The following is a 26,650-nucleotide window of genomic DNA, read 5'->3' as shown; positions in this document are numbered from 1 at the left end:
CCCCACCCGGATCGCCGACCCCGCCCGGATCGCCGACCCTGCCCGGTGACCGGGCGGCGGCACCGGGGCCCGGGCGGCGGCGGGCTCAGTCGCAGCAGTCGGGGTCCAGGCCGGCCGGCAGGCGGTCGCCGCCGAAGACCGTGCAGGTCGCCTCGTGGCCGCCCAGGGCGGCGACCGCGAGGAGCAGTGAACCCGCGGTCCAGGTGGTCAGTTCCCGGGGCCAGATCGCCTCGTCCTCGAAGACGTACCCAGTCCAGTACAGGCCGCTGTCCGCGTCCCGCAGGTGCTGGATCGCCTTGAGCACCTCCAGCGCCCGGTCGGACTCGCCCATCGCCCACAGCGTCAGGGCGAGTTCGGCCGACTCGCCGCCGGTCACCCAGGGGTTGGGCACGACGCAGCGCACCCCCAGGCCGGGGACCACGAATCGGTCCCAGCCCTCCTCGATACGGGACTTGGCCTCCGCGCCGGTCAACGCGCCGCCCAGCACCGGGTAGTACCAGTCCATCGAGTAGCGGTCCTTGTCGAGAAACCGCTCCGGGTGGCGGCGGATCGCGTGACGCAGCGCGCCGGCCGCCAACTCCCAGTCGGGCTGCGCCTCTTCACGCTGCTCGGCGATGGCCAGGGCGCAGCGCAGGGCATGGTGGACGGAGGAGCAGCCGGTCAGCAGGGCGTCCGTGACGGCCGTGCCGTCGTCCTCGCGCTTCCAGCCGATCTGCCCGCCGGGCTGCTGCAGCCGGAGCACGTACTCGACCGCCGCGTACACGTGCGGCCACATGCGGTCCAGGAAGGTGTCGTCGCCGGTCGACAGGTAGTGGTGCCACACGCCGACCGCGATGTAGGCGACGAAGTTCGTCTCCCGGCCGCGGTCGGTGACGTCGGCGAAGTCGCCGTCCGCGTAGGCCGCGTACCAGGAGCCGTCCTCGTTCTGGTGCCGGGCGAGCCACTCGTAGGCCCGCTCGGCGGCCTCGCGCTCGCCCGCCGCGTCCAGCGCCATCGCGGCCTCGGTGTGGTCCCACGGGTCGAGGTGGTGGCCCCTGAACCACGGGATCGCCCCGTCCTCCCGCTGCTCGGCGAGGATGCCGCGGACGGTCGCGGCGGCCTGCTCGGCGGTGAGGACCCCGGGCAGGACGAGGTGTTCCGTCCGGGGTGTGGTCACTTGGCGTCCACCCGGGGCAGGTGGGGCTTGGTCGCGTACGCCACGAAGCTCTTGCCGATCAGCGGGTTCAGCGCCTGCTCGGCGACCCGGGTGGCCAGCGGCTTCTTCATGATGTCCCAGACCAGCAGCTTGTGGTACGCCCGCACCGGCAGCGCCTTGTCGTTGTCGACGCCGAACGCGCACTTCAGCCACCAGTACGGCGAGTGCAGCGCGTGCGCGTGGTGCGTGCCGTACGGCTTCAGGCCGGCCTCGCGGATCTTCGCGAGGAGCTCGTCGGCCTTGTAGATGCGGATGTGGCCGCCCTCGACCTCGTGGTAGGCGTCCGACAGCGTCCAGCAGACCTTCTCGGGGCCGTAGCGCGGGACGGTGATGGCGATCCGGCCGCCGGGCTTGAGCACCCGCACCATCTCGGCGAGCACGCGCTTGTCGTCCGGGATGTGCTCCATCACCTCGGAGATGATCACGACGTCGAAGGACTCGTCGGGGAAGGGCAGCGCCAGGGCGTCGCCCTCCATGGCGGTCGCGGTGGCGCCCTCCGGGGCCTCGCCCGCCTCCTTCATCGCCGCGAACCACTTCGCGACCTCGCGGATCTCCTCGCCGTTCTGGTCGAGCGCCACGACCTGAGCGCCGCGCCGGTAGCACTCGAACGCGTGCCGGCCGGCGCCGCAGCCGAGGTCCAGGACGCGGTCGCCCGGGGCGAGCGGGAACCGGGAGAAGTCGACGGTCAGCACGTGGCCCTGCTTTCGCGGTTGGTATCGACGTCGGTCATGGGTGCGGCGGCTTCCGGCTGGGCGGCGGCCGCACCCGCTGTCGCCGGGGCGGCCGGTTCCGGCTTCGCCGCTGCGGCTGTTTCCGTCTTCGCCGGGGCGGCCGTTCCGGCTTGCGCCTCGGCGCCCGCTTCCGCGGTGGCGGCGGCAGCGTTTACGGCGCCCGCTCGGCCGCTCGCCGCCGCGGAGCGGCGGGGGCCTGCGGGGGCGGGAACGGCGGAGCGGGCGATCGCCTCGCGGTACCGGGCCACCGTGCCCTCGGCGGCCCGGGCCCACGTGAAGCGCCGCAGCACCCGCTCACGCCCGGCGCGGCCCAGCCGCACCCGCAGCTCCGGGTCGCCGAGCAGCCGGCTCAGTCCCGCCGCCAGCGCCCCGGAGTCGCCGGGCGGCACGGCCAGGCAGGTCTCGCCGTCACGGCCGGCCACCTCCGGGATCGCCCCGCCGGTCGTCGCTACCAGCGGCGTCCCGGTGGCCATGGCCTCGGCCGCCGGCAGCGAGAACCCCTCGTACAGGGACGGCACGCACGCGACCTCGGCGGAGCGCACCAGGTCGACCAGTTCGGCGTCCGAGATGCCCTTGACGAACTCGACGGCGCCCTCGAGGCCGTAGCGCTCGACCGCCTGCGCGACCGGGCCCTCCGCGGGCCGCTTGCCGACGACGACGAGGTGGGCCGCCGGGTGCTCGGTGCGCACCTTGGCGAGCGCCTCGACCAGGAAGACCAGGCCCTTGAGCGGCACGTCCGCACTGGACGTCGTCACGATCCGGCCCGGCACCACGGGCACCGACGGGTCGGGCGAGAACAGGTCGGTGTCGGCGCCGATGTGGACGACGTGGATGCGTTCGTCGCGCACGCCGAGGTGGTCGACGATCTCCTGGCGCGAGGTGCCGGAGACGGTGAGCACGGACGGCAGCCGGCGCGCGACGCGCTTCTGCATGCGGGTGAAGGCGTACCAGCGCCGCACGGCGTACCTGCGCTGCCATCCCTCGGCCGCGTCCAGCTCCAACTGCCGGTCGACGGTGATGGGGTGGTGGATGGTGGTGACCAGGGGCGCGCCGACGTCCCCCAACAGGCCGTATCCGAGGGTCTGGTTGTCGTGCACGACGTCGAACTCGCCGCGGCGGGCGCGCAGATGGCGGCGGGCGCGCAGGGAGAAGGTCAGCGGCTCGGGGAAGCCGCCGGTCCACATGGTGGCGACCTCCAGCGCGTCGATCCAGTCGCGGTACTCGTCGCGCTTCGGGGTGCGGAAGGGGTCCGGCTGACGGTAGAGGTCGAGGCTCGGCAGCTCGGTCAGGGACAGCCGGCCGTCATAGTCCTCGGCATCGTCCAGAACGGGGTACGGTTGCGAGCCGATGACCTCGACCCGGTGGCCGAGGCGGGCCAGTTCGCGCGACAGGTGCCGTACGTAGACGCCCTGGCCGCCGCAGAACGGGTTCCCTTTGTAGGTGAGGAGCGCGATGTCGAGCGGTCGCTCGCCGTCTGCGGCACGGTCCCCCCGAGGGCCCGCCTGACTGGCCTCAGCGGTCACTCTGGGCCCCCTTCTGGCTGCACTGTCCCGCGAGATTACGCCGGGACGCTAATCTAGAACAAGTTTCAGACTTGATCGTCCAGGAGGCTCTGAATCTACCGGCAGGTAGGGGTGCTGTGACCAGTGGATCAGGTGATTCGCGCCACGGCCGACGCCCTGTCATGCTCGGTCCGATCACCTGCCCTCACCGAATGTCACGGAACGGTGCCCATGTCCGCGGAAGCCAAGGTGTCCAAGGTGTCCAAGGCGGAAGCCGCTGCCGCGCGGCCGGCCTCCGCCCGGCCGGCGGCGGCGCCGCTCACCGAGCGCCAGGAGGCGCGGCGCCGCCGCATCCTGCACGCGAGCGCCCAGTTGGCCAGCCGGGGCGGTTTCGACGCGGTGCAGATGCGGGAGGTCGCCGAGTCCTCGCAGGTGGCGCTGGGCACCCTGTACCGCTACTTCCCGTCCAAGGTGCACCTGCTGGTCGCCACGATGCAGGACCAGTTGGAGCACATGCACGGCACGCTGCGCAAGAAGCCGCCGCAGGGCGAGACGGCGGCGGAGCGGGTGGCGGAGACCCTGATGCGGGCCTTCCGGGCGCTGCAGCGCGAGCCGCACCTGGCCGACGCGATGGTCCGCGCGCTCACCTTCGCCGACCGCAGCGTCTCGCCGGAGGTCGACCAGGTCTCCCGCCAGACGACGGTGATCATCCTGGACGCGATGGGTCTGGACAGCCCGACCCCCGATCAGCTCTCCGCGGTCCGCGTCATCGAACACACCTGGCACTCGGCCCTGATCACCTGGCTCTCGGGCCGCGCCTCCATCGCCCAGGTGAAGATCGACATCGAGACGGTGTGCCGCCTGATCGACCTGACGGAGGTCAGGGAGACGGACCAGCTCCGCCGTCCCGCCCACCCGGCGGCGCCGCCCCGGGCGCCCGCTCACGGCCGTACCGGTCGAGACGGTTCCTAGCCTCGGCCGCTCCCACAGGCCTCGTCCAGCCCGAGGAACGACACTCCCGCCGACTCGCCCGTCCGGGACGAACCTTCGGTCGGGGACATCACGATCTGGTCGGACAGGCCGCCCGTGCCGGTCAGGACGCTCAGCGTCCAAGCCGAGCGGTGGAGCTCCCAGCCGGCCCCGCCGTCGTTCGCCATCTGCCCGGTCACGGTCCAGCCGCGCCTTTTCAGCTCGCCGACGGTGCGCTGCGCGGCCTCTCGGTCCGACGCACCGGACGCATCGACCTCTCCGAACACCGAGCAGCGGCCGGCTCCCGGCAGGGAGGCCTTGTCGGCGAACTCGGGCTGCTCCAGTCCCCCGACGTCGGCGGCGGCAAGGACGTCATTCCGTACGGCATCGGGGGTCAACGTCGCCTCGTCCGCCGCCACGGCGGACGCCCCGCCCCCTGCCGGTCGCCCGCTCGAGCCGCCGCACCCCGTCAACGTCACCGCTGCCACGACCGCTCCGGCCACGACGACAACAGCCCCCACCCCTCGCACAGTTCTCCCTCTTCACAGAGCACACACAGGCCGGGAAGGAGTTTCGCACAGGGGCGCTACTCCTCGGGCGGGAACACCGGCTCCTCGCTCCCCTGCAAGGTGATCCTGATCGCCTCGACCGGGCAGTTCTCCGCGGCCTCCAGGATGCGTTCGCCGGCGTCCGTCTCCGGCTCGACGGGCTGGGACTGGCGGCCCGCGTCGAGGCGGAAGCCGTCCGGGGCGTGGTGGACGCACTGGGCGGAGCCGATGCACAGGGAGCGGTCGACGTCGACGTGCCAGCGGTCGCCCATGCCTCCTCACGCCTCCCAGCCGGCCGGCAGGTGGATCATCTTGTGCTCGAGGTACTCGCCGTAGCCCTCGGGCCCGAACTCCCGCCCCAGACCGGAGTTCTTGTAGCCGCCGAACGGGCCGAGCATGTCCAGGCTGAAGGTGTTGACGGAGTACGTGCCGGTACGGACCTGCCGGGCGACCTCGATGCCGTGGGCCACGTCGGCCGTCCAGACGCTGCCGCTCAGCCCGTAGTCCGAGTCGTTCGCGATTTTCAGGGCCTCGGCCTCGTCGCCGTAGGGCAGCAGGCAGATGACGGGGCCGAAGATCTCCTCGCGGGCGATCCGCATGGAGTTGTCGACGTCGCCGAAGAGCGTCGGCTCGACGTACCAGCCGCGGTCCAGGCCCGCGGGGCGGCCGCCGCCGGTGAGGATCTTGGCGCCCTCCTCCTGGCCGATGCGGATGTAGTCGAGGTTGCGCTGCTGCTGGCGCCGGGCCACCAGGGGGCCGACCTGGGTCGCCGGGTCCAGCGGGTCGCCGACCACGAGCGCGCTCGCCGCGGCGGCGAAGGCGTCGGCGAACTCGTCGTAGCGGGCACGCGGTACGAGGATGCGGGTCTGGGCCACGCACGCCTGGCCGTTGTTCATCCAGGCCGCGGGGACGATGCCCGCGACGGACGTCTCCAGGTCCGCGTCCGGCAGCACGACCGCCGCCGACTTGCCGCCCAGTTCCAGGGTCACCCGGGTCAGGTTGCGCGCGGCCACCTCCATCACGCGTCGGCCGGCCGCGACGGAGCCGGTGAAGGACACCTTGTCGACGCCCGGGTGCCCGACCAGGTACTCGCTGACCTCGCGGTCGGCCGGCAGGATCGACAGCACGCCCTCCGGCAGCCCCGCCTCGCGGGTGATGTCGGCGAGGAGGTAGGCGTCCAGCGGCGACTCGGGCGACGGCTTGAGCAGCACCGTGCAGCCGGTGAGCAGCGCGGGCGCGAGCTTGGCGGCGGCCACGAACTGCGGGACGTTCCACGGCACCACGGCCGCGACCACCCCGACCGGCTCGCGGCGCACGAGGATCCTCCCCAGCACGCCGTCGCGCGTCTCCTCGTACCGGAAGTTCCGGGCGACCGTGATCGCCGCGTCCCACACCATCATCGCGCCGAGCGCCTGCGCGAGGACGCTCCAGGAGTACGGCGAGCCGTTCTCGGAGGAGATCACGCGGGCGATCTCCTCGTGCCGTGCAGCGATCCCGTCCTTGATGCGGGTGACCACCGCGATCCGCTCGTCGAGGGTCATCCGGGGCCAGGGGCCCTCGTCGAACGCCGTCCGCGCCACCGCGACCGCCCGGTCCACGTCCGCCGCCGAGGCGTGCGGCACCCGTCCGAGGACCTGCTCCGTGTGCGGCGAGATCACCTCGATGACGTCCTCGCCCAGGGGATCGGTCAACTCCCCGCCGATGAACAGCTGTCCGTGTTCCACGAGCTCGGTCATGACCGACTGCCTCCTACGGGGTCGGGCGGCACCGTTTCTGACGCTCTTTCAGGAACTGATACCAGTTCTAGTTATAGTGAGCAATGGCTTCGCAGCGGGGTCAGTCGACGAGCGACCAGGACGGGGCGGCCCATGGCGCAGGTGCACGACCACGGCGGCGGCGTACGGTCCGTCGAGGTCCCCATCCCGGACAATCCGCTCGGGTACACGCTCGTGTACGTCGTGGACACCGACCGCGGCCCGGTGCTGGTCGACACCGGCTGGGACGATCCCGGCTCCTGGGACACCCTCGCCGAGGGCCTGACGGTGTGCGGCACGGCCGTGGGCGAGATCCACGGGGTGGTGATCACCCACCACCACCCCGACCACCACGGCCTGTCCGGCCGGGTACGGGAGGCGTCCGGCGCGTGGATCGCCATGCACGCCGCGGACACCGCCGTCGTACGGCGCACCCGCGATACCCGGCCGGGCCGCTGGTTCGCCTACATGGCGGCCAAACTCACCGCCGCCGGCGCCCCCGAGGACCACGTCGCGCCCCTGCGCGCCGCCGTCCCCCGCAGCACCCTCCCGGGCCTCTCCCCCGCCCTGCCGGACCGCGAGATCGTCCCCGGCGAACTCCTCGACCTGCCCGGCCGCCGCCTGCGCGCGATCTGGACGCCCGGCCACACGCCCGGCCACGTCTGCCTGCACCTGGAGGAGGAGCACCCGGCCCGGCACCCGGCCCGACTTCCGGGCCACGGCCGCCTGTTCTCCGGCGACCACCTGCTCCCCGGGATCACCCCGCACATCGGCCTGTACGAGGACCCCGACGACGCCACCCCCACCGATCCCCTAGGCGACTACCTCGACTCCCTCGAACGCGTCGGCCGGCTCGCCCCCGCCGAGGTGCTCCCCGCCCACCAGCACACCTTCACCGACGCACCCGCCCGCGTACGGGAGTTGCTGGCGCACCACGAGGAACGGCTCGCCGGTCTGCGCGCCCTCCTGGCCGAGCCGCTCACGCCCTGGCAGCTCGCCGAGCGCATGGAGTGGAACCGGCCCTGGGCGCAGATACCTTACGGATCGAGGAACATCGCGGTCTCGGAGGCCGAGGCCCACCTGCGACGCCTGGTGAAGCTGGGCCGGGCGGAGGCGGTGGCGGGGAGCGACCCGGTGGCGTACATGGCCGTGGGGCACGTATGAACACGCGCCCACACAGCCCACGGAGCCCATGGAGAGACCGTGCCGGGGTGACGGGTGCCACTCACGGCCGCCGCTCAGGGCGTTTCTACGGGCCGGTACAGTAGCCAGGTCGTCATCACACCCGTACGGGGGGAAGCCGGTGCAATTCCGGCGCTGACCCGCAACCGTGAACCGCTCGCCGAGGGCGGTCAGCCGGACTGCCCCGTACGGTCGTGACCGGCTCAGGTGCGTCGGCGGTCCGCCGGCGCACGGCACCGTCGAGGCATACGGAGCCGAGCCGCCCGGGGTGTCCCGTGCTGCCCGCTCCCGTAGGGGAAGGCACCCGCCGAGCATGAACGTCGTCCGCCGCACCGCCGCGGCCCTGGCAGCCACCGCCGTGATCGGCACGGGCGCGCCCGCCGTCGCCGCGACCTCGTCGCCGTCCCCGTCGGCGGCGATACCCGACGGCCTGTACGGCACCTCCGACCCGAAGTACGACGGCGTCTGGCGCCAGTCGCTGGCGCTGCTCGCGCAGGACACCGCGGGCGTGCGCCCGGCGGCGAAGGCGGTGGACTGGCTGGTGGGCCAGCAGTGCGCGAACGGCGCCTTCGCGCCGTTCCGCGCGGATGCCGCCAAGGCCTGCGACGCCAAGGTCGTGGTCGACACGAACAGCACGGCCGCCGCCGTCCAGGCCCTCGCCGCCCTCGGCGGCCACGACGCCGCCACCGGCAAGGCCGTCGGCTGGCTGAAGTCCGTGCAGAACAAGGACGGCGGCTGGGGCTACGCGCCGGGCGGGGCGAGCGACGCCAACTCGACGTCCGTCGTCATCGGCGCCCTCGCCGCCGTGGGCGAGCAGCCCGCGCGGGTCACCAGGGGCGGCAAGTCCCCCTACGACGCCCTGCTGAAGCTCGCCCTCCCGTGCGACGCGAAGGACGCGGGCGCCTTCGCCTACCAGCCCGACAAGAAGGGCGCGCTCGCCGCCAACGCGGACGCGACGGCCGCGGCCGTGGTGGGCGCCCTCGGCAAGGGGCTGACCGGGGCCGCCGCGAAGCCGACGGGCGCCTCCCCGGCCTGCGTCGACGCGAGCGATGCCGGGCAGGCCGCGCGCAACGCCGCCGCGTACCTCATCAAGGCCCTGGCGAAGGGCCACCACCTGACCTCGGCCATGCCCGGCGCCAAGCCCCAGCCCGACTACGGCAACACCGCCGACGCGGTCCTCGCCCTCGCCACCGCGGGCCAGGGCGACCAGGCGGCCGGCGCCGTGCGCTGGCTGGAGGCGAACTCCGCGCAGTGGGCTCGGACCAACGGACCGGCCGCCTACGCGGAGCTGATCCTCGCCGCGAACGCGGCGCGCGCCGACGTGCGCGACTTCGGCGGCCAGGACCTGGTCGGGCTGCTGAACGCCACCGGCCCCGAGCCGGCGTCCGTCCCGGCCTCCGCCACCGCCTCCGCCAAGGCCCACAGGGCCGAGGCCGGCAAGAAGGACGACTCCGGTTTCGGCGTCTGGTGGATCGTCGGCGTGTTCCTCGTCGCCGGCATCGGCGTCGGTTTCCTGCTCAGTGGCCGCAACAGGAGGCGACAGCCGTGACGCGCCGCCTCGCCGTCCTGCTGACCACCGTGCTGCTGACCCTGGCCGCCACCGGCCAGGCCCGGGCCACCGGCTACCGCTACTGGTCCTTCTGGGAATCGGAGGCCGGCCGGTGGACCTACGCCACCCAGGGCCCCGCCACCGCCCGCCCCGCCGACGGCGCTGTCCAGGGCTTCCGCTTCGCGGTGAGCGAGGACTCCGGCGACGCGGCGAAGCCGCGCGGGGCCGCCTCCTTCTCGATGATCTGCGCGCGGACTCCGGCGCGGGAGGGCGAGAAGCGGGTGGCTCTCGTCCTCGACTTCGGCACGGCGGCCGACGCCCCGTCCGGCGAGACGCCGCCGGCCGGCCGTACCGCGTGCGCGCGGGTGCCGGCCGACGCCAGCACGGCGGACGCCCTGGCCTCGGTGGCGAAGCCGCTGCGCTACGACACCAACGCCCTGTTGTGCGCGATCGCCGGGTATCCGCAGAAGGGGTGCGGGGAGCAGGTCGCCGGCGCGAAGAAGCCGGCGGCCGACGCAAAGACGGACGAAATGAAAGAGGCGGACGGGGCGGACGGCGGCGGCCCGTCGGTGGGGCTGTTCGCCGGTGCGGGAGCGGTCGCGCTGCTGGGCGCGGCGGCGGTGTGGCAGACCCGGCGACGCAGGCATGGCGGGTAAGCCCTCGCTGCACCCGGGCGCCTGGTGGCTGTGGTCGCTCGGTCTGGGCACCGCGGCCACCCGCACCACCAACCCCCTGCTGCTCGCCCTGCTCGTCGCGACGTCCGCCTACGTCGTCGCCGTCTGCCGCACCGGGGCCCCCTGGGCGCGCTCCTACTCCGCGTTCGTCAAGCTCGCGCTCGCCGTGCTCAGCGTCCGCCTGTTCTTCGCCGTCGCCCTCGGCTCCCCGATCCCCGGCACGCACGTGATCGTCGCCCTGCCCGAAGTCCCCCTGCCGCACTGGGCGCAGGGCGTCCGCCTGGGCGGCGAGGTCACCGCCGAGTCACTCGTCTTCGCCTGCTACGACGGCCTGAAGCTGGCCACGCTGCTGATCTGCGTGGGCGCCGCGAACGCCCTCGCCAACCCCTCCCGTCTGCTGAAGTCCCTCCCGGGCGCCCTGTACGAGACGGGTGTCGCGGTGGTCGTCGCCCTGACCTTCGCGCCGAACCTCATCGCCGACGTCCAGCGGCTGCGCGCCGCCCGCCGGCTGCGCGGCCGTCCCGACAGCGGCGTCCGCGGCCTGCTGCACGTCGGACTGCCGGTGCTGGAGGGCGCGTTGGAGCGGTCCGTCGCGCTGGCCGCCGCGATGGACGCCCGCGGCTACGGCCGCACCGCCGAGGTGGCGCCCGCCGTGCGCCGCACCACCGCCGCCCTCACCCTCGGCGGCCTGCTCGGCGTCTGCGCCGGAACGTACGGGCTGCTCACCGCCGCGGGCGGCGCCTACGGGCTGCCGCTGCTGCTCGCCGGGGCGGCCGCGGCCCTGGCCGGACTGCGCCTCGGCGGCCGCCGCAGCCCGCGCACGCGGTACCGCCCGGACCGGTGGGACGTCCGCGCCTGGCTGGTCGCGGGCTCCGGTGCCGCGGTCGCCGCGCTGCTCGCCCTCGCCGCCGCCGGCGACCCGGAGGCGCTGCACCCCGGCGTCGTCCCGCTCGTCGCCCCCGCCCTGCCGCTGTGGCCCGCGGCGGCCGTGCTGCTCGGCCTGCTGCCGTCCTTCCTCGCCCCCAAGGAGCCATCGCTCCCAAACAGCCACCGTGTTCAAAGGAGCCACCGTGATCGAGGAGCCGTCGTGACCGAGGAGCCGTCGTGATCCGCTTCGAGGACGTCTCCGTGACGTACGACGGCGCGGCCGAACCCACCGTCCGCGGCGTGGACTTCGAGGTCCCGGAGGGCGAACTGGTGCTGCTGGTCGGCCCGTCGGGGGTCGGCAAGTCCACGATCCTCGGCACGGTCAGCGGCCTGGTCCCGCACTTCACGGGCGGCACGCTGCGCGGCCGCGTCACGGTCGCGGGCCGCGACACCCGCACCCACAAGCCGCGCGAACTCGCGGACGTGGTCGGCACGGTGGGGCAGGACCCGCTCTCGCACTTCGTCACCGACACCGTGGAGGACGAACTCGCCTACGGGATGGAGTCGTTGGGCCTGCCGCCCGCCGTGATGCGACGCCGTGTGGAGGAGACCCTCGACCTGCTCGGCCTGGCCGGCCTCCGCGACCGTCCGATCGCCACCCTCTCCGGCGGCCAGCAGCAGCGCGTCGCCATCGGCTCGGTCCTCACCCCGCACCCCGAGGTCCTCGTCCTCGACGAACCGACCTCGGCCCTCGACCCGGCGGCCGCGGAAGAGGTCCTCGCGGTCCTGCAACGCCTCGTGCACGACCTCGGCACCACGGTCCTGATGGCGGAACACCGCCTGGAACGCGTCATCCAGTACGCCGACCAGGTCGTCCTCCTCCCCGCCCCCGCGGCGCCCCCGGTCCTCGGCGACCCGGCCGGGATGATGGCCGTGTCGCCGGTGTGTCCGCCGGTGGTGGACCTGGGCCGCCTGGCCGGCTGGTCCCCGCTGCCGCTGACGGTACGGGACGCGCGGCGCCGGGCCGGCGACCTCCGGGAGCGGCTGTCACGACGGGCGCGGCCCGGGGTCACCCCGCAGGCCCCGGCGAGCGTGCCGCCCCCTCGCCCCGCCCCCGCCGGCCGGTGGCGGCCGGCCTTCCGCAGGCACCGGGCCCCCGTCACCGCCGCGCCCACCGTCGCCGAGGTCCGCTCCCTGTCCGTCCGCCGGGCCCGGGTGGACGCCCTCCGCCGGATCGACCTCACCGTCGCCCCCGGCGAGACCATCGCTCTCATGGGCCGCAACGGCGCCGGCAAGTCCACCCTCCTCGGCACCCTCGTCGGCCTCGTCGCCCCGACCAGCGGCTCGGTCCTGACCGGCGGCGTGCCCCCGCACCGCACACCCCCCGCCGACCTGGTGCGCCGTGTCGGCCTGGTCCCGCAGGAACCCCGTGACCTCCTGTACGCCGACACGGTCGCGGCCGAGTGCGCCGCCGCCGACCGCGACGCCCACGCCGACCCCGGCACCTGCCGCGCCCTGGTCTCCGAACTCCTCCCCGGCATACCGGACGACACCCACCCACGCGACCTCTCGGAGGGCCAGCGCCTCACGCTCGCGCTCGCCGTCGTCCTGACCGCGCGCCCGCCCCTGCTCCTGCTCGACGAGCCGACCCGGGGCCTGGACTACGCGGCCAAGGCCCGCCTCGTGACCCTGCTGCGCTCCCTCGCCGCCGAGGGCCACGCGATCGTCCTCGCCACGCACGACGTCGAACTCGCCGCCGAACTCGCCCACCGGGTGGTCCTGCTCGCCGAGGGCGAGGTGATCGCGGACGGCCCGACCGCGGAGGTCGTCGTCTCCTCCCCTTCCTTCGCCCCGCAGGTCACGAAGATCCTGGCCCCGCAGGAGTGGCTGACGGTCGCCCAGGTCCGGGAGGCACTGGGATGACCGGACGAGCCAGAGCGGTCCGCCTCGGCCCCCGCTCCGTCGCCGCCCTCATCCTGGTCAGCGCCGTGGGGGTGGCCGGCTTCGGCTGGCCCTTCCTCGCCCCGCCTTCCTCGCAGCTCAGCGCGCACGCGCAGGACGCGCCCTGGCTCTTCGCCGGCCTGCTGGTGCTGCTGGTCGCCGTCGTGGCCGCGACGATCGCCGAGTCCGGGCTCGGCCCGAAGGCCGTCGCCATGCTCGGGGTGCTCGCGGCGGCCGGCGCCGCCCTGCGTCCGATCGGCGCCGGAACCGCCGGCATCGAGCCGATGTTCTTCCTGATGGTGCTCAGCGGCCGGGTGCTGGGTCCCGGGTTCGGCTTCACCCTCGGCTCGCTCACCATGTTCGCGTCGGCGCTGCTGACCGGCGGGGTGGGCCCGTGGATGCCGTTCCAGATGCTGGCGATGGGCTGGTTCACCATGGGCGCGGGCCTGCTGCCGGGCCCGGACCGGCTGCGCGGCCGCGCCGAGACCGGCCTCCTCGCCGTCTACGGCTTCCTCGCCGCGTTCGCCTACGGCACGATCATGAACCTCGCCGGCTGGCCCTTCATGGGCGCGCTCGCCTCGGGCATCGCCTTCGATCCGCACGCGGCCGTCCCCGCCAACCTGGCCCGCTTCGTCGCCTACTGTGCGGCCACGTCCCTGGGCTGGGACATGGGCCGGGCCGTGGTCACCGTGGTGCTGACGCTGACGCTGGGCCCGGCCGTGCTCAGGGCGCTGCGCAGAGCCACCCGCCGGTCCGCGTTCGAGACAGCGGTCACCTTCGAGGCCCCGGCAAGCGGTGAGCGCAGATCAAGCGGAGCCTGCGGTACATGAACTCCCGCTACCGCAGCCCCACCGCCGCCTGGGCCTTCTGGCAGGCCAACGGCCGGCACTGACCGGGCAGCCACGACGCCGTCGCAGCCGGGAGGCGGCCCGCCGCGGCACTTCCGGCCGAGCGCTCAGCCCCGCCGCACCCCGTCGGAGAACCGCACGATCATCCCCCCGCGTCCACGGTGGACCCGGGTGCACCGCGTCCCGGCCGGCCGGGGACGCGGGCGGCGGCGGCCCGGGACCGTAGCGACCGTGCGACCGTGCGACCGGAACGACCCGTGCGACCGGAACGACCGGAACAACCCATGCGACCGGAACGACCGGAACAACCGGAACAACCGGATACGGGCTACGCCTGCTGCGTGACGCCACCTTCCTTCGCCGCCCTGCGGGATCTCCACTCCTTGCGGAACAAGTGGGCGCGCAGGACGGCGATCGCCAGGAACAGCAGGCCGAAGCCGCCCCGGGCCAGGCCTCCCACCATGACGAACCAGTAGAGGGCCAGGCCGGCGAAGCCGAGGCAGACGGCGACCATGACCGGTTCGCGGATGTAGAAGGGCAGGGCACGGAGGATCACGTTGATCAGCACCGGCCAAGTTGATCAGTTCGCGTCAACCCTGCCAAGTCGTTTTCACAGCCGCTGGAGGATCGTCCCGGTGGCCAGGCCGCCGCCGGCGCACATCGTCACCAGCGCGAACTCCTTGTCGGTGCGCTCCAGTTCATGGAGGGCGGTGATGATCAGCCGGGCCCCGGTGGCGCCGACGGGGTGCCCGAGCGCGATCGCGCCGCCGTTGACGTTCACCTTGGCCAGGTCCTGTCCGAAGACCTGGGCCCAGCTCAGCACCACGGAGGCGAAGGCCTCGTTGATCTCGACGACGTCGATGTCCTTCAGCGACATGCCCGCCTTGCCGAGCACCGCGCGCGTCGCGTCGATGGGACCGTCGAGGTGGAAGTGCGGGTCGGCGCCCACCAGGGCCTGGGCCACGATCCGCGCCCGCGGCCGCAGCTTCAGCGCCCGGGCCATCCGTTTCGAGGCCCACATGATGGCCGCCGCGCCGTCGCTGATCTGCGACGAGTTGCCGGCCGTGTGGACGGCCGTGGGCATCACCGGCTTCAGGCGCGCCAGCGCCTCCATGGAGGTGTCGCGCAGCCCCTCGTCGCGGTCGACGAGGCGCCACATGCCCTGACCGGCCTGCTGCTCCTCCTCGGTGGTCGGGACCTGGACGGCGAACGTCTCCTTCTTGAACCGCTCCTCGGCCCAGGCCACGGCGGCCCGCTCCTGCGAGACCAGGCCGAGCGAGTCGACGTTCTCCCGTGTCAGGCCGCGACGGCGGGCGATCCGCTCCGCCGCCTCGAACTGGTTCGGCAGGTCGACGTTCCACTCGTCGGGGAACGGCTTGCCCGGCCCGTGCTTCGAGCCCGACCCCAGCGGCACCCGCGACATCGCCTCGACGCCGCACGAGATGCCGACGTCGATCACGCCCGTGGCGACCATGTTGGCCACCATGTGCGCCGCCTGCTGCGAGGACCCGCACTGGCAGTCGACCGTCGTCGCCGCGGTCTCGTAGGGCAGTCCCATGGCCAGCCACGCCGTGCGCGCGGGGTTCATGGACTGCTCGCCGGCGTGCGTGACGGTGCCGCCGACGATCTGCTCGACGCAGTCGGCGGGTATGCCGGTGCGGCCGAGGAGTTCACGGTAGGTCTCGCCCAGGAGGTAGGCGGGGTGCAGGTTGGCGAGCGCGCCACCGCGCTTGCCGATGGGGGTGCGTACGGCTTCGACGATCACGGGTTCCGCGGCCATGGGGGGTTGATCCTCTCCTCCGGTACCCGCGCGAGGGGGGCGTCCCGGCCCACCCGCCACGCAGAACTAGTACGTGTTCTAGTTCTAAGGGCAGTGTGCTGACGCCGCACGCGCCCTCGCAAGGGTCGTGCAGCGCCCGATGTCTTGATCTGCAGATCTGCACGGATCCCGCACGCAATTGACGGCGCCGCACCCCTTGCCAGTTGTAGAACCCGTTATTACCTTCACCGCAATTCCTGATGGACCGTCAGACGGCTGGAGTGAGTTGCCGATGCCCTGTCCAGCGCTCCCCGACGGGTTCGACTTCACCGACCCCGATGTGCTGCACCAGCGTGTGCCCCTGCCGGAGTTCGCGGAACTGCGCCGGGCCGAACCGGTGCGCTGGATCCCCCAGCCGGGCAACGTGGCCGGCTTCCGGGACGAGGGCTACTGGGCCGTCACCCGGCACGCCGACGTCAAGTACGTCTCCACTCACCCGGAGTTGTTCTCCTCCACCCTCAACACGGCGATCATCCGCTTCAACGAACACATCGAGCGCGACGCGATCGACGCCCAGCGGCTCATTCTGCTGAACATGGACCCCCCGGAACACACCAGGGTGCGCCAGATCGTGCAGCGCGTCTTCACCCCGCGCGCCATCCGCGCCCTGCAGGACCGGCTGCGCGCCCGCGCCGACGCCATCGCACGCGCCGCCGTGGCCCACCCGGGCCCGTTCGACTTCGTCACCGAGGTCGCCTGCGAACTGCCCCTCCAGGCGATCGCCGAGCTCATCGGCATCCCGCAGGACGACCGGGCCAAGATCTTCGACTGGTCCAACAAGATGATCGCCTACGACGACCCCGAGTACGCCATCACCGAGGAGGTCGGCACCGAGTCGGCCACCGAGCTCATCGCCTACGCCATGAACATGGCCGCCGACCGCAAGCAGTGCCCGGCGAAGGACATCGTGACGACGCTGGTGGCCGCGGAGGACGAGGGCAGTCTCAGCTCCGACGAGTTCGGCTTCTTCGTGCTGATGCTGGCCGTGGCCGGAAACGAGACCACCCGCAACGCCATCACCCACGGCATGCACGCCTTCCTCACCCACCCGGACCAGTGGGAGCTGTACAAGCGCGAGCGCCCGGCGACGGCGGCGGAGGAGATCGTCCGGTGGGCGACCCCCGTCAACGCCTTCCAGCGCACCGCCACCCAGGACACCGAACTCGGCGGCAAGCGGATCCGGAAGGGCGACCGGGTGGGCCTCTTCTACGCCTCCGCCAACCACGACCCCGACGTCTTCGACGACCCCGGCAGCTTCGACATCACCCGCGACCCCAACCCGCACCTCGGCTTCGGCGGGGGCGGCCCGCACTACTGCCTCGGCAAGTCCCTGGCCGTCCTGGAGATCGACCTCATCTTCGACGCGATCGCCGACGCCCTGCCCACCCTCACCCTGGCCGGTGAGCCGCGCCGGCTGCGCTCCTCCTGGATCAACGGCGTGAAGGAACTCCGCGTCGAAGCGGGCTGACCCGTCTCGGGCCGGCGGCATCCCGGCGCCGCCGGCCCGTCCGCGGGGGAGGCAGGAGCGCACCTCGTCCCGACGCCCCGCCCCTGCCTCCCCCGGGGGGCCTCAGCCGCACGGTCCACCGCCGCACGGTCCACCGCCGTACGGTCCGCCACCGCCGTACGGTCCGCCACCGCCGTCCGATCCGCCCCCGTCGCCGGGCCGGAGGCGACAGCGCCGTCAGCTGGGTGCGGGTTCCTTGCGCGGCACGCGTTCCGCGTCGGCCGCCGGGACCGCGGCCGCGCCGGCACGGGGACCCTGCAACAGGTACGCCAGCCCGAAGCCCGCGCCCACGACCACCGCGCCGCCGACCGCGTCCAGCACCCAGTGGTTGCCGGTCGCCACGATCGCCGAGACGGTGAACAGCGGGTGCAGCAGGCCGAGGGCCTTCATCCACCACCGGGGAGCGATGACCGCGATGGCCAGTCCGCACCACAGCGACCAGCCGAAGTGCAGCGACGGCATCGCCGCGTACTGGTTGGTGAGGGCGGTCAGCGTGCCGTAGTCGGGCCTGGAGAAGTCCTGCACGCCGTGCACGGTGTCGATGATGCCGAGGCCGGGCAGCAGCCGCGGCGGCGCCAGCGGGTAGAGCCAGAAGCCGACCAGCGCGAGCAGCGTGGCGAAGCCGAGGGAGGCCCGGGCCCAGCGGTAGTCGACGGGGCGGCGCCAGTACAGCACGGCGAGGACGCTCAGCGGGACGACGAAGTGGAACGACTCGTAGTAGAAGTCGAAGAAGTCGCGCAGCCAGCCGACCTTGACGACCGCGTGGTTGGCCCAGTGCTCGATGTCGATGTGCAGGGCACGCTCGAGGCCGAGGATCTGGTGCCCGTGCGCCTCGGCCCGCGCCCGGCCGCCCGAGATGGTGCCGCCGGTCGCCGCGAGGCGGACCTGCTGGTAGGCGGCGTAGGTGACGCGGATGAGGAGCAGTTCGAGGAGCAGGTTCGGGCGGGTCAGCACCCGGCGCAGGGCCGGCAGGAGCGGCACGTGGCGGAAACGGGCCGGGACGGGATCCGCGTACTCGGTGGGGATCGGCGACCGGTAGTGCGGCGAGGTGCGGGACAGGAACGGCACGACGGTCGCCGCGGCGAGGGCGGCGAGCAGCACGACGTTGTCGCGCAGGACGTACAGGGCCGCCATGTTCGGCAGCATCATCCTGGCGGGCAGCGTCATCACCAGGACGACGGCGACCGGCCACACGTACCGGTCGGAGGCCCGTTTGCCGACGCGGCCGACGACGGCGAGCAGCACCCACAGCAGCTGGTGCTGCCAGGTGGTCGGCGACACGGCGATGGCCGCGCAGCCGGTGATCGCGACGGCGAGCAGCAGCTGGCCCTCGCGGGCGTAGCGCACGGCGCGGCGCAGCCCGAGGAAGGCGACGGCGGCGCCGAGCACGAGGAACAGGGCGATCTCCAGCGGCCCGGCGAGGCCGAGCCGGAGCAGGGCGCCGTGCAGGGACTGGTTGGCGAGGTCGTCGGCCGCGCCGCCGAGACCGGTGCCCGCCATGTGGTGCACCCAGTAGGTGTACGAGTCGTGCGGCATCGCCGCCCAGGCGAGCGCGGTGCAGCCGGCGAAGGCGGCACCGGTGGTCAGGGCGGCGCGGCGGCGGCCGGTGAACCACAGCAGCGGCGCGAAGAGCAGGACCGTCGGCTGCAGCGCGGCGGCGAAGCCGATGAGCAGCCCGCCGGTGTACCGGCCGCGTACGACGAAGCAGCCCAGCAGCACCAGCAGGACCGGGATGATGCTGGTCTGGCCCAGCCAGAGCGTGTTGCGCACCGGCAGCGACAGCATCAGCAGACTGATCGCGACGGGCGCGGCGAGCAGGGAGGTGCGTCTGCTCACCGGCGGCGGCAGCGCGCGGGCGGTGACCAGGCCGAGCGCGACGACCAGCAGCAGCGTGCCGAAGGTCCAGCCCCAGCCGAGGGCCTGTTCGGCCGCCCGGGTGAGCGGCTTCATGACGAGGCCGCCGAAGGGTGTGCCGGTGAAACGGGTGGAGTCGTACAGCGACCCCTTCACGTGCAGGACGCCGTCGGGGCCGACCCAGGTCTCCAGGTCCGTCAGCCGCTCGCCCCGGGGGGTGCCGAGGACCACGGCCACCTGCCGTACCGCGAGGACCGCCGCGATCAGCCACAGGCCCAGCCTCGTCGCGCGCAGGCCTCCTCCGGCCCCGCCGACGGCCGTCGTCCCGAAGGGTTCCGCCGGTCGCCCGCTGTGCTCCACGTTCGCCACGCCTGGTCGGCCTCCCGCCCCGTCGTTCCTGTGCGCACCCTATGGCTCGCACCTCCCCCGGAGGGAGACGCCGGCAACCCCTGCTTCACCTGGCGTCGATCCCCCTTTTATCGGGATGACGATAGTCGGCCGGGGGTTGTGCCGCTGCCGGCGGGCGCGAGGTGGATCACATCCGAGTCCCCCGCGGAACCTGCCAGGAACGGCAATCGACCCGGCTCAGGACCCGTTCACCTGCCCCGTGCACCTGCTTGACCGGGTCGCCCGCACCGCCCGCACCGCCCGCGCCGAGCAGGGCGAGCGGGCACGCGGGCGGTGTCCGTCAGGGCAGGCCGCCCTGGGACCAGTCGCTCATCCGGGGAAGGACATGAACGGTGTTCCCGGCGTCTGCGGCGGGACCGGGGCAGGCTGCGGTTGCGGCTCGGGCGGGGCGGCCCGGCGCCGGGGAGGCAGGTGCAGGCCGAACAGCGAGCCGATGTCGGCGGCCAGTTCGGCGGCATGGCCGGCCGACTCCCGCGCCGGCACGCCCAGCCGGCGCAGGGCACCGGCGAAGGGCACCGGCGAAGGCGTCCTCCACCAGCTCCAGCCGCCGGGACAGACCCGCGCCGCCGTACGGCCGGCCGGACAGTGCGGTGAGGACCCCCTCCGTCCGGCGCCGCACCAGGCCGAGGGCCTCCCAGCCGGACGGCCGCGCGGCGGGCATCCTGCCCTCGGCCCTCGGGACCCTCGGTACCCTCGGGACCTCGCGGGGGCAGGCCGAGCGCGCCGAGGATCCGGTCGCCGAGCGTGGAGTGCCAGCCGGTCAGGGCGGTGGCGCGCGGGGCCGTGCCGGTGACCACGGCCGAGCGGGCCATCACCGATCTCGACCGGCTGGGACCGGAGGCGCCGCACAGCACCTTCGTCGAGTCCGACCTGCGCTTCCACCAGTCACTGGCGGACGCGGTCGGCGGCCCCCGGCTCAGCCGCCTCTACCGGGACATCAAGGGCGAGATGCACCTGTGCATGGTGCAGACCCGGCACACCCTCGGACGCGAACGCATCGTCGCCGAGCACGGAGCGGTGCTTGGAGGCGCTGCGCGCCGGGGACGCCGAGGAGGCCGTCCGCCGCATGGAGGCCCACCTCGACGGAGCGTGCCGTTCACTGCGACGCCTCTTCGCCGACGACGCGGGCTGACGACGAGCCCGCGGAAAAACCGATCGGCCGCCCCGCCCGCCCCTCACGGGAACGGACCGGACGGCCGAAGCCGATCGGCGTGGTCGGCTGACCCACGACTAACCTACGACTAACCCACGACTAACCCTCGTGGTAAAAGCCGACGTTGACACTGCGCGGGGCGGTGCGGTCCTGGATGACGACCTCGCCGTTGCTGCCCGGGGGCAGCGCCACATGACCTCCGTAGGCGATGGTCTGCGCGTACTCCCCGACGATCAGCCGGACCTCCGAGGACGGGTCGGGCTGCGAACCGCGCAGCCAGGTCACCTGCCAGGTCCCCTCCGGGCCGCACCGGAACTCCAGGTGCACGCGGGAGACGAACAGCCAGTCGTCGGGGGTCGCCAGACGGCACACCGACTTGTCCCGCCCCACCCGCAGCACGGCGCCGGGCTCACTCGGCGCGTCGGCCATGACCATGCCGGCCGTGGCACCCTCTTGCTCCCCCGAGACGGTGGCCATGGTGAGTTCGAGCACGTGCGCTCCTCCTGAACGATCCCTCGACGGCCTGCAACCGCCTCGTACGCCTGCCTGGTCGGCGCACCGCGGAATGATAAATCGCCCGGCCGTGTCCCGTCCGGCACAATGAGCTCATGACCGAGCGAAAGCCGCCCGGCGTGCCGTTCGAGTCCTGGGTGGACAAACAGATCCGCGACGCGCAGGCGCGCGGCGACTTCGCCACGCTGCCCGGCGCCGGCAAACCCCTGCCGGACGGCGCGGACACCTCGTACGACGAGCTGTGGTGGGTCAGGCGGAAGATTGCGCGCGAGGGCCTGTCGGTCCTGCCGCCGACCCTGGCCCTGCGCAAGGAGGCCGAGGACGCGCTCGAAGCGGCGTACGCGGCGCCCTCGGAACGGATCGTCCGGAAGATCATCACGGAGATCAACGTGAAGATCCGCGACATGATGTTCAAGCCGCCGCCCGGCCCCCCGCTGGGCAAGAAGCCGTACGACGTGGAAGAGGTCGTACGCCGGTGGCGGGAGGGCCGGGCGGACGGGTCACCCGCGTAGCAGGCGTTCGGCCAGCGCGCGGTAGTCCCGCAGGGCCAGCCGCAGTCGCTCGGTGTCGCCGGCGGCCGCCGACTCCCCGGCCCGCCCGTCCTCGCCCTGCCAGGAAGCGCGCAGAGTACGGCGGCGCCGCGTCACGGCCTCCGCGAAGCGGCCGGCGATCTCCTCCAGGACCCGGTCGGCCTCCTCGACGGCGGTGTGCGGCGCGTCGACGAACCCCGCCACCGCGTGCTGCAGCCGCTCCGAGAACGTGTCGCACTCGTCGGCGGAAAGCAGCCGCGAGCGGGCACGCCCCTCCTCACCACGGCCGTGCGCGCCACTGTCGGCGCCGGTGCCGACACCGGCGTGCGCGCCGGTACCAACCCGCCCGTCCGTGCCGGTGTGCGTGCCGCCATCGGTGTACGCACCGCTGCCCGCACCCCTGTCGCCGCCCGTCCACGGACCGCCGGCCGCGCGAGAACCGCCCGCTGAACTGCCCGTTGAGCCGCCCGCTGAACCGCCCGCTGAACCGCCCGTCGAACTGCCCGTCGAACTGCCCGTTGAGCTGCCCTCGGGGGGACCGCCCCGCTCCGCCGGTGCCGGTGTGCCGCCCGTCGGGCGTGTCACGTCGGACATCTGTCTCAGCCCTCCTTCGGGTGACGCCGGCCGAACGCCCAAGGCGTGGCCTTGCGGGCAGGAGCCCTGCCCGCGCTGCCCGCCTCGTCGCGGCGCAGGCCGCCGTCGCGGCCGGAGTCGGTCATCAGTTCCTCGAACAGGGCGCGCGCCTCGACCATGGCCGCGCGCATCTCCTCGGTGCCGGCCCGCTCACCCGCGTCCCCGGCGTTCCCGGGCAGGTGGGCGGCTCGGTGCACCTGGCGGTAGCCGTGCACGTGGTGGGCGTGGTGGACGGACAGGGCGGCGAGCTGCTCCTCGTACTGGCCGCCGTCGGGGAAGCCGCGCTCCGCGGCGAGTTCGGCGATCAGCCGGTCGGCCTCGGCGACCGCCTCACGCGGCGAGTCGACGAAGCGCTCCTGCGCGGCCGCCCAGCGCGCCTCGAACTGCTGGCGCCGCGCCGTCTCCAGCGGCCGTGCCCGCAGCGATCCGTGCCGCTCCACGCGCTCGGTGAGTTCACGTTCGGCGGCCTTGGCGTCCCCGTCGTGCCGGGCCACGACGCGGTCGTACTCGGGCCCGAAACGCCGCTTCAGGTCCCGGCCGCCGCGCGGGCCCCGGGAACGCAGGGTCAGGACGGCCGCGACAACGACCACGGCCGCCACGATCACGATCAAAGCAACGATCATGCCTGTGGACATGGATGCCTTCCGTTGTGTCGGCCCAACGGGCCGGTTCTGTCATCGGGTTGCCCGCAAGGCACCGCTCAAACGGCGAGCGCGGCGCACCCCCGCCGCGCCCGCCCCGAAACCGGTTGCACCCCCCGCCCCCCGCCTCCGCAGAATGAACGGCATGACCTGGACCATCTCTGCGGAACCCCCCGACTCCCCCGCCGCCGTCGCCCTGTGGCGGTCGTACTACACCGAGGTCAGCGACCGCTGGTACCTGCTGCACGAGGGCCGCCGGACCGACCCGGCCGAACTCGAGCGCGAGATCGCCGCCGCCACGGGCGCCGAACTGGTCCCGCCCACCGGCGAGTTGCTGATCGCCCGGCACGACGGCGAACCGGCCGGCTCGGCGGGCGTGCGCATCCTGGACCCCGCCACGGCCGAACTCACCCGCGTCTTCGTGCGCGAGGAGCTGCGCGGCCGGGGTGGCGCCCCGCTGCTGGTCCGCGCGGCGGAGGAGGCCGCCCGTGAACTGGGCGCCACGCGCATGATCCTCGACACCCGCAGCGACCTGGTGGAGGCCCGCGCCCTGTACGCCCGCCTCGGCTACACCGAGACCGAGCCGCACAACGACGACCCTTACGCCGGGCACTGGTTCGCCAAGGACCTGCTCAACCGAGCCGCGCCGACGCCCCGTTCTGCGGCTGCTCACGGTCCGATCCGCACAGTTCCCCGGTCAACTCCCTGACCAGCTGCGTCAGATCGGTCGGCCGGCCCGGCCCCCACCAGTCGCCGAGCAGCGTGGCCAGGGACTCCTCCCGGGCCAGCGCCAGCCGCTCGGCGACCTCCCGCCCTTGCTCGGTCAGGACCAGGTCCAGGCCCTCTCGCTCGGCCAGCCGCCGCTCCTCCACCTGCCGGACGGCGGCGATCACCACCGCCAGCGGCAGGGAACTGCGCTCGGCGAGCAGACCCGGCTCGACCGTCCCGTGCTTCTTGATCCGCAGCAGCAGCCAGCTCGCGGCGGGCAGCAGGTCGTACCCGGACCGCTCGGTGATCTCCCGGTAGATCTGGCGCCGCCCCTCCCGCGTGCCGAGCACGGACAGCGCGCGGCACACCTCGTCGTACGACGACCGCTCCACCGGATTGCTGGCCAGCGTCTCGGTCACGTCGGGCGCGGTGACCGACCCGCGCAGCGTGTCCTCCTTCAGGAAGCAGGCCAGCACGAACCCGAGGAGGGCGACGGGGGCGGCGTAGAGGAAGACGTCGGAGATGGACTGCGCGTAGGCGTGCAGGGCGGCCGGGCGCAGGGAGGCGGGCAGCGCGGCGATCCCCCGCGGGTCGGACTTGAGCGCGTCGACGGAGACCCCCGCCACGCCCCGGAAGGCGCCGGTCAGCCGGTCGTCCAGCCGGCCCGCGAACACGGTCCCGAAGACGGCGACGCCGAACGAGGCCCCGATGGACCGGAAGAAGGTCGCGCCGGAGGTGGCGACGCCGAGATCGTCGTACGACACGGCGTTCTGCACGATGAGCACGAGCACCTGCATGACGAGCCCCAGCCCCAGCCCGAACACGAAGAAACAGGAACTCATCTCAGCCGTGGAACTGGTCTCGTCGAGCCGGTGGAGCAGCATCAGCCCGATCGCGGTGACCGCCGTGCCGGCGACGGGGAACACCTTCCACCGCCCGGTGCGGCTGACGGTCTGCCCGGAGAGGGTCGACGACAGCAGCATGCCGACCACCATCGGCAGCATGTGCACACCGGACATGGTCGGCGTCACGCCGTGGACGACCTGAAGGAAGGTGGGCAGGTAGGTCATCGCCCCGAACATGGCGAAGCCGACGATGAAGCTGATGACGGCGGACAAAGTGAACGTACGGATCCGGAAGAGCTTCGGCGGCAGCACGGGCTCGGCGGCCCGCCGTTCCACGAGCACGAACGCCACGCCGAGCGCGACGCCCAGCACCACGAGCCCGACGGTCTCGGCCGACCCCCACGCCCACGTCGTGCCGCCCAGCGAGGCGACGAGCACCAGACAGGTGGCCACGGACGCGATCAGGAACGTACCGAGGTAGTCGATCGTGTGCCGGGCGCCCCTGCGCGGAATGTGCAGCGCACCCGCGATCACGGCCAGCGCGACCACGCCGACCGGCAGATTGACGTAGAAGACCCACCGCCAGCTCAGGTGCTCGGTGAACAGCCCGCCGAGCAGCGGCCCCAGCACACTGGTCGTCCCGAACACGGCCCCGAACAGCCCCTGGTAGCGCCCCCGGTCGCGCGGCGGGACGAGGTCGCCGACGATCGCCATGGACAGCACCATGAGCCCGCCGCCGCCCAGCCCCTGGAGCGCCCGGAAGGCGATGAGCTGCCCCATGCCCTGCGCCATGCCGCACAGCGCGGAACCCACCAGGAAGATCACGATCGCGGCCTGGAACAGCCTCTTGCGCCCGTACTGGTCGCCCAGCTTGCCCCACAGCGGGGTGGCGGCGGTCGAGGCGAGCAGGTAGGCGGTCACCACCCACGACAGGTGCTCCAGCCCGCCGAGGTCGCTGACGATCGTCGGCAGCGCGGTCGACACGATCGTCTGGTCCAGTGCGGCGAGCAGCATCCCGAGGAGCAGGGCGCCGATCGACGCCAGCACGTTCCGCGGCACGTGCGGTGTGTCCCGCACGTCCGTGACACCCTGCGCGCTCACGGCCATGGAGCCCTCCCGGGGATCAGACGCCGGCTTCCATCGTCGTCCGGGTGGCCGGTTATGGCCTGTCGAGCCCCAGCCGTGAAGGAGATCTGCATAATCTCCGCAGGGGGAGGGACGAACACGTGAAGGAACCGAACGACTGTCCGGAATGCGGCGCGCCGAGGACGGCCGACAACACTCCGTCCTGCCCGTGCGGCCGGCGGGCGTCCCAGGCGCTGCGGGAGGCACGCCGGGCGGAGGCGGCAGCCGCGGAGGACTTCGACCCGCTGCGGATACGCCCGTACGTGGACCTGGCCGCCCCCACGGAGGCGCCGCCGCGCCTGCCGCCGCTGACGTACGAGCCGGCCCTGGACGACCCCACACCCCTCGACGACGAGCCGGCCCCCGAGCCACAGAACCGCCCCCACCGCGGACGCCGAACCGTACTGCTGATCGCCGCCGCGGCGGTCTCCGCCGTCACCACGGCAACGGTGGCCAGTGGCCTGTTCTCGTACGACACCCCGTCCCGCGACACCGCCCTCCCCGACGGCATACGCGCGAGCGTGCCGGACACGGAGACCAGCGAGCCGCCCCCGTCGACCGCCACCCGCCCGCCGACACCCACGCCCCCCTCCCAGCCCTCGTCCCCCTCGGCGTCCCCGTCGGCGACGACCGCCTCACCGAGCCCCACCACCACCCCGTCGGCCACGCCCACACCGACCGGCACCCCCTCGGTCACCGCGACCGGCACCGTCCAGTCGGCCACCACCACCCCCCAGCCGACCCAGGTCCTGCGCCTCGGCGACCAGGGCCCCGGGGTGGCCGAACTCCAGCTCCGCCTACGCAGCCTCTACCTCTACGACGGCGACGTGAACGGCCACTTCGACGCCCGGGTGGAGAACGCCGTACGCGTCTACCAGTGGACCCGCGGCATCACCGCGGACGGGCTGGGCGTCTACGGCGCGGAGACCCGCACGAGTCTGGAGGCGGAAACCACGGACGGCTGACAGCCGCGCACGGCGGGAAGGGGACGGGACGGGGGTGTTCGCCCGCAGCGGTTGGCGCGTCAACCCCAGTACCTCTCGAACCCCCGATTCCGCGCCGTTCCGAGGACGGACACCCCCGTGCCCGGCCCCCCCCCCCCCCCCCCCCCCCCCCCCAAAAAACAACCCCCCACCCCCCCACCCCCCCCCCCA

25 protein-coding genes, 2 pseudogenes and 1 riboswitch are annotated in these 26,650 nt (G+C 73.4%); of the genes and pseudogenes, 13 read left to right on the top strand and 14 right to left on the bottom strand.

Annotated features, from left to right (window positions below):
* Positions 1 to 85: 85 nt before the first annotated feature.
* Genes AB0G63_RS27215 through AB0G63_RS27205 form a run of 3 tightly spaced genes read right to left on the bottom strand, consistent with a single transcriptional unit; the run spans position 86 to position 3,449 of the window.
* The gene (locus AB0G63_RS27215; RefSeq protein WP_360755180.1) at positions 86 to 1,156 is read right to left on the bottom strand and encodes a prenyltransferase/squalene oxidase repeat-containing protein; all 1,071 of its coding nucleotides are present in this window, start codon (positions 1,154 to 1,156) and stop codon (positions 86 to 88) included.
* On the bottom strand, positions 1,153 to 1,887 hold the full coding sequence (locus tag AB0G63_RS27210) for a class I SAM-dependent methyltransferase (protein WP_360755177.1): 735 nt from the start codon (positions 1,885 to 1,887) through the stop codon (positions 1,153 to 1,155). The genes AB0G63_RS27215 and AB0G63_RS27210 overlap by 4 nt, the downstream gene beginning before the upstream one ends.
* Complete coding sequence (locus tag AB0G63_RS27205; RefSeq protein WP_360755174.1) at positions 1,881 to 3,449, bottom strand: glycosyltransferase family 4 protein; 1,569 nt, start codon at positions 3,447 to 3,449, stop codon at positions 1,881 to 1,883. The genes AB0G63_RS27210 and AB0G63_RS27205 overlap by 7 nt, the downstream gene beginning before the upstream one ends.
* A 210-nt stretch (positions 3,450 to 3,659) precedes the next feature.
* Between AB0G63_RS27205 and AB0G63_RS27200 the strand changes: the two genes are divergently transcribed.
* Positions 3,660 to 4,400, top strand: coding sequence for a TetR family transcriptional regulator (locus AB0G63_RS27200; protein WP_360755171.1), 741 nt, complete (start codon positions 3,660 to 3,662; stop codon positions 4,398 to 4,400).
* Here AB0G63_RS27200 and AB0G63_RS27195 read toward each other — a convergent pair.
* The 3 genes from AB0G63_RS27195 to AB0G63_RS27185 form a co-directional block, all read right to left on the bottom strand.
* Positions 4,397 to 4,816 (bottom strand): hypothetical protein, encoded by a 420-nt coding sequence (locus AB0G63_RS27195; RefSeq protein ID WP_360755169.1) that lies wholly within the window; start codon positions 4,814 to 4,816, stop codon positions 4,397 to 4,399. The genes AB0G63_RS27200 and AB0G63_RS27195 overlap by 4 nt on opposite strands.
* Before the next feature lie 167 nt (positions 4,817 to 4,983).
* On the bottom strand, positions 4,984 to 5,217 hold the full coding sequence (locus AB0G63_RS27190) for a ferredoxin (RefSeq protein WP_360755166.1): 234 nt from the start codon (positions 5,215 to 5,217) through the stop codon (positions 4,984 to 4,986).
* A 6-nt stretch (positions 5,218 to 5,223) separates the two neighbouring features.
* Positions 5,224 to 6,681: an aldehyde dehydrogenase gene (locus tag AB0G63_RS27185; RefSeq protein WP_360755164.1), complete on the bottom strand. Its 1,458-nt coding sequence runs from the start codon at positions 6,679 to 6,681 to the stop codon at positions 5,224 to 5,226.
* A gap of 132 nt (positions 6,682 to 6,813) precedes the next feature.
* Here AB0G63_RS27185 and AB0G63_RS27180 point away from each other — a divergent pair, with 132 nt between their 5' ends.
* From AB0G63_RS27180 to AB0G63_RS27150, 7 genes and pseudogenes are all read left to right on the top strand, one after another.
* Positions 6,814 to 7,863 (top strand): MBL fold metallo-hydrolase, encoded by a 1,050-nt coding sequence (locus AB0G63_RS27180; protein ID WP_360755161.1) that lies wholly within the window; start codon positions 6,814 to 6,816, stop codon positions 7,861 to 7,863.
* Positions 7,864 to 7,992: 129 nt separating this feature from the next.
* A riboswitch (cobalamin riboswitch) is annotated at positions 7,993 to 8,066 on the top strand.
* A 128-nt stretch (positions 8,067 to 8,194) separates the two neighbouring features.
* The gene (locus AB0G63_RS27175; protein WP_360755159.1) at positions 8,195 to 9,430 is read left to right on the top strand and encodes a prenyltransferase/squalene oxidase repeat-containing protein; all 1,236 of its coding nucleotides are present in this window, start codon (positions 8,195 to 8,197) and stop codon (positions 9,428 to 9,430) included.
* Positions 9,427 to 10,086 carry an SCO2322 family protein gene (locus AB0G63_RS27170; RefSeq protein ID WP_360755157.1) on the top strand — a complete coding sequence of 220 codons (660 nt, stop codon included), beginning with the start codon at positions 9,427 to 9,429 and terminating at the stop codon, positions 10,084 to 10,086. The genes AB0G63_RS27175 and AB0G63_RS27170 overlap by 4 nt, the downstream gene beginning before the upstream one ends.
* Entirely contained in the window at positions 10,076 to 11,212 is a 1,137-nt protein-coding gene (locus AB0G63_RS27165; RefSeq protein ID WP_360755154.1) for an energy-coupling factor transporter transmembrane component T, read from the top strand. The genes AB0G63_RS27170 and AB0G63_RS27165 overlap by 11 nt, the downstream gene beginning before the upstream one ends.
* Positions 11,209 to 12,894: an ATP-binding cassette domain-containing protein gene (locus tag AB0G63_RS27160; RefSeq protein WP_360755151.1), complete on the top strand. Its 1,686-nt coding sequence runs from the start codon at positions 11,209 to 11,211 to the stop codon at positions 12,892 to 12,894. The genes AB0G63_RS27165 and AB0G63_RS27160 overlap by 4 nt, the downstream gene beginning before the upstream one ends.
* Entirely contained in the window at positions 12,891 to 13,742 is an 852-nt protein-coding gene (locus AB0G63_RS27155; RefSeq protein WP_360755148.1) for an ECF transporter S component, read from the top strand. The genes AB0G63_RS27160 and AB0G63_RS27155 overlap by 4 nt, the downstream gene beginning before the upstream one ends.
* Positions 13,715 to 13,804, top strand: a pseudogene (locus AB0G63_RS27150) (lytic transglycosylase domain-containing protein); the annotation flags it as partial. The gene AB0G63_RS27155 and the pseudogene AB0G63_RS27150, both read left to right, overlap by 28 nt.
* Positions 13,805 to 14,088: 284 nt before the next feature.
* On the opposite strand, the gene AB0G63_RS27145 reads toward AB0G63_RS27150, so the two are convergent.
* Positions 14,089 to 14,328 (bottom strand): hypothetical protein, encoded by a 240-nt coding sequence (locus AB0G63_RS27145; RefSeq protein WP_360755145.1) that lies wholly within the window; start codon positions 14,326 to 14,328, stop codon positions 14,089 to 14,091.
* Positions 14,329 to 14,370: 42 nt separating this feature from the next.
* Complete coding sequence (locus AB0G63_RS27140) at positions 14,371 to 15,540, bottom strand: steroid 3-ketoacyl-CoA thiolase (protein ID WP_360755142.1); 1,170 nt, start codon at positions 15,538 to 15,540, stop codon at positions 14,371 to 14,373.
* Between the two features lie 271 nt (positions 15,541 to 15,811).
* Here AB0G63_RS27140 and AB0G63_RS27135 point away from each other — a divergent pair, with 271 nt between their 5' ends.
* A complete protein-coding gene (locus AB0G63_RS27135) occupies positions 15,812 to 17,047 on the top strand; it encodes a cytochrome P450 (protein WP_360755139.1) in 1,236 nt (411 codons plus the stop codon).
* Between the two features lie 216 nt (positions 17,048 to 17,263).
* Here AB0G63_RS27135 and AB0G63_RS27130 read toward each other — a convergent pair whose 3' ends face one another.
* Positions 17,264 to 19,309 (bottom strand): bifunctional glycosyltransferase 87/phosphatase PAP2 family protein, encoded by a 2,046-nt coding sequence (locus AB0G63_RS27130; protein ID WP_360755136.1) that lies wholly within the window; start codon positions 19,307 to 19,309, stop codon positions 17,264 to 17,266.
* Positions 19,310 to 19,657: 348 nt separating this feature from the next.
* Entirely contained in the window at positions 19,658 to 19,864 is a 207-nt protein-coding gene (locus AB0G63_RS27125; protein WP_360755134.1) for a hypothetical protein, read from the bottom strand.
* 228 nt (positions 19,865 to 20,092) lie between these two features.
* Between AB0G63_RS27125 and AB0G63_RS27120 the strand changes: the two are divergent.
* Positions 20,093 to 20,311, top strand: a pseudogene (locus tag AB0G63_RS27120) (FCD domain-containing protein); the annotation flags it as partial.
* A 289-nt stretch (positions 20,312 to 20,600) separates the two neighbouring features.
* Here the strand turns inward: AB0G63_RS27120 and AB0G63_RS27115 are convergent.
* Entirely contained in the window at positions 20,601 to 20,993 is a 393-nt protein-coding gene (locus tag AB0G63_RS27115; RefSeq protein ID WP_324789437.1) for a hypothetical protein, read from the bottom strand.
* 116 nt (positions 20,994 to 21,109) lie between these two features.
* Here AB0G63_RS27115 and AB0G63_RS27110 point away from each other — a divergent pair, with 116 nt between their 5' ends.
* On the top strand, positions 21,110 to 21,526 hold the full coding sequence (locus tag AB0G63_RS27110) for a DUF1992 domain-containing protein (RefSeq protein WP_360755132.1): 417 nt from the start codon (positions 21,110 to 21,112) through the stop codon (positions 21,524 to 21,526).
* On the opposite strand, the gene AB0G63_RS27105 is transcribed toward AB0G63_RS27110, so the two are convergent.
* Complete coding sequence (locus AB0G63_RS27105) at positions 21,515 to 22,138, bottom strand: hypothetical protein (protein ID WP_360755130.1); 624 nt, start codon at positions 22,136 to 22,138, stop codon at positions 21,515 to 21,517. The genes AB0G63_RS27110 and AB0G63_RS27105 overlap by 12 nt on opposite strands.
* Positions 22,139 to 22,143: 5 nt before the next feature.
* A complete protein-coding gene (locus tag AB0G63_RS27100; RefSeq protein ID WP_360755128.1) occupies positions 22,144 to 22,812 on the bottom strand; it encodes a hypothetical protein in 669 nt (222 codons plus the stop codon).
* Positions 22,813 to 22,963: 151 nt separating this feature from the next.
* Between AB0G63_RS27100 and AB0G63_RS27095 the strand changes: the two genes are divergently transcribed.
* Entirely contained in the window at positions 22,964 to 23,527 is a 564-nt protein-coding gene (locus AB0G63_RS27095; protein ID WP_360755126.1) for a GNAT family N-acetyltransferase, read from the top strand.
* Here AB0G63_RS27095 and AB0G63_RS27090 read toward each other — a convergent pair.
* Positions 23,451 to 25,478 (bottom strand): MFS transporter, encoded by a 2,028-nt coding sequence (locus AB0G63_RS27090; RefSeq protein WP_360755124.1) that lies wholly within the window; start codon positions 25,476 to 25,478, stop codon positions 23,451 to 23,453. The genes AB0G63_RS27095 and AB0G63_RS27090 overlap by 77 nt on opposite strands.
* Before the next feature lie 119 nt (positions 25,479 to 25,597).
* Here AB0G63_RS27090 and AB0G63_RS27085 point away from each other — a divergent pair, with 119 nt between their 5' ends.
* The gene (locus tag AB0G63_RS27085; protein WP_360755122.1) at positions 25,598 to 26,461 is read left to right on the top strand and encodes a peptidoglycan-binding domain-containing protein; all 864 of its coding nucleotides are present in this window, start codon (positions 25,598 to 25,600) and stop codon (positions 26,459 to 26,461) included.
* Positions 26,462 to 26,650: the final 189 nt, after the last annotated feature.

The sequence above is a fragment of the Streptomyces sp. NPDC020996 genome (assembly GCF_040641355.1).
GTDB lineage: Bacteria > Actinomycetota > Actinomycetes > Streptomycetales > Streptomycetaceae > Streptomyces.
This window is presented reverse-complemented; position numbering and strand designations above follow the sequence as displayed.

Coding starts and splice junctions, on each gene's coding strand:
- AB0G63_RS27200 (WP_360755171.1), top strand. CDS start 3,660: ATGTCCGCGGAAGCCAAGGTGTCCAAGGTGTCCAAGGCGGAAGCCGCT.
- AB0G63_RS27190 (WP_360755166.1), bottom strand. CDS start 5,217: ATGGGCGACCGCTGGCACGTCGACGTCGACCGCTCCCTGTGCATCGGC.
- AB0G63_RS27185 (WP_360755164.1), bottom strand. CDS start 6,681: ATGACCGAGCTCGTGGAACACGGACAGCTGTTCATCGGCGGGGAGTTG.
- AB0G63_RS27180 (WP_360755161.1), top strand. CDS start 6,814: ATGGCGCAGGTGCACGACCACGGCGGCGGCGTACGGTCCGTCGAGGTC.
- AB0G63_RS27175 (WP_360755159.1), top strand. CDS start 8,195: ATGAACGTCGTCCGCCGCACCGCCGCGGCCCTGGCAGCCACCGCCGTG.
- AB0G63_RS27165 (WP_360755154.1), top strand. CDS start 10,076: ATGGCGGGTAAGCCCTCGCTGCACCCGGGCGCCTGGTGGCTGTGGTCG.
- AB0G63_RS27155 (WP_360755148.1), top strand. CDS start 12,891: ATGACCGGACGAGCCAGAGCGGTCCGCCTCGGCCCCCGCTCCGTCGCC.
- AB0G63_RS27140 (WP_360755142.1), bottom strand. CDS start 15,540: ATGGCCGCGGAACCCGTGATCGTCGAAGCCGTACGCACCCCCATCGGC.
- AB0G63_RS27135 (WP_360755139.1), top strand. CDS start 15,812: ATGCCCTGTCCAGCGCTCCCCGACGGGTTCGACTTCACCGACCCCGAT.
- AB0G63_RS27110 (WP_360755132.1), top strand. CDS start 21,110: ATGACCGAGCGAAAGCCGCCCGGCGTGCCGTTCGAGTCCTGGGTGGAC.
- AB0G63_RS27105 (WP_360755130.1), bottom strand. CDS start 22,138: ATGTCCGACGTGACACGCCCGACGGGCGGCACACCGGCACCGGCGGAG.
- AB0G63_RS27100 (WP_360755128.1), bottom strand. CDS start 22,812: ATGTCCACAGGCATGATCGTTGCTTTGATCGTGATCGTGGCGGCCGTG.
- AB0G63_RS27095 (WP_360755126.1), top strand. CDS start 22,964: ATGACCTGGACCATCTCTGCGGAACCCCCCGACTCCCCCGCCGCCGTC.
- AB0G63_RS27090 (WP_360755124.1), bottom strand. CDS start 25,478: ATGGCCGTGAGCGCGCAGGGTGTCACGGACGTGCGGGACACACCGCAC.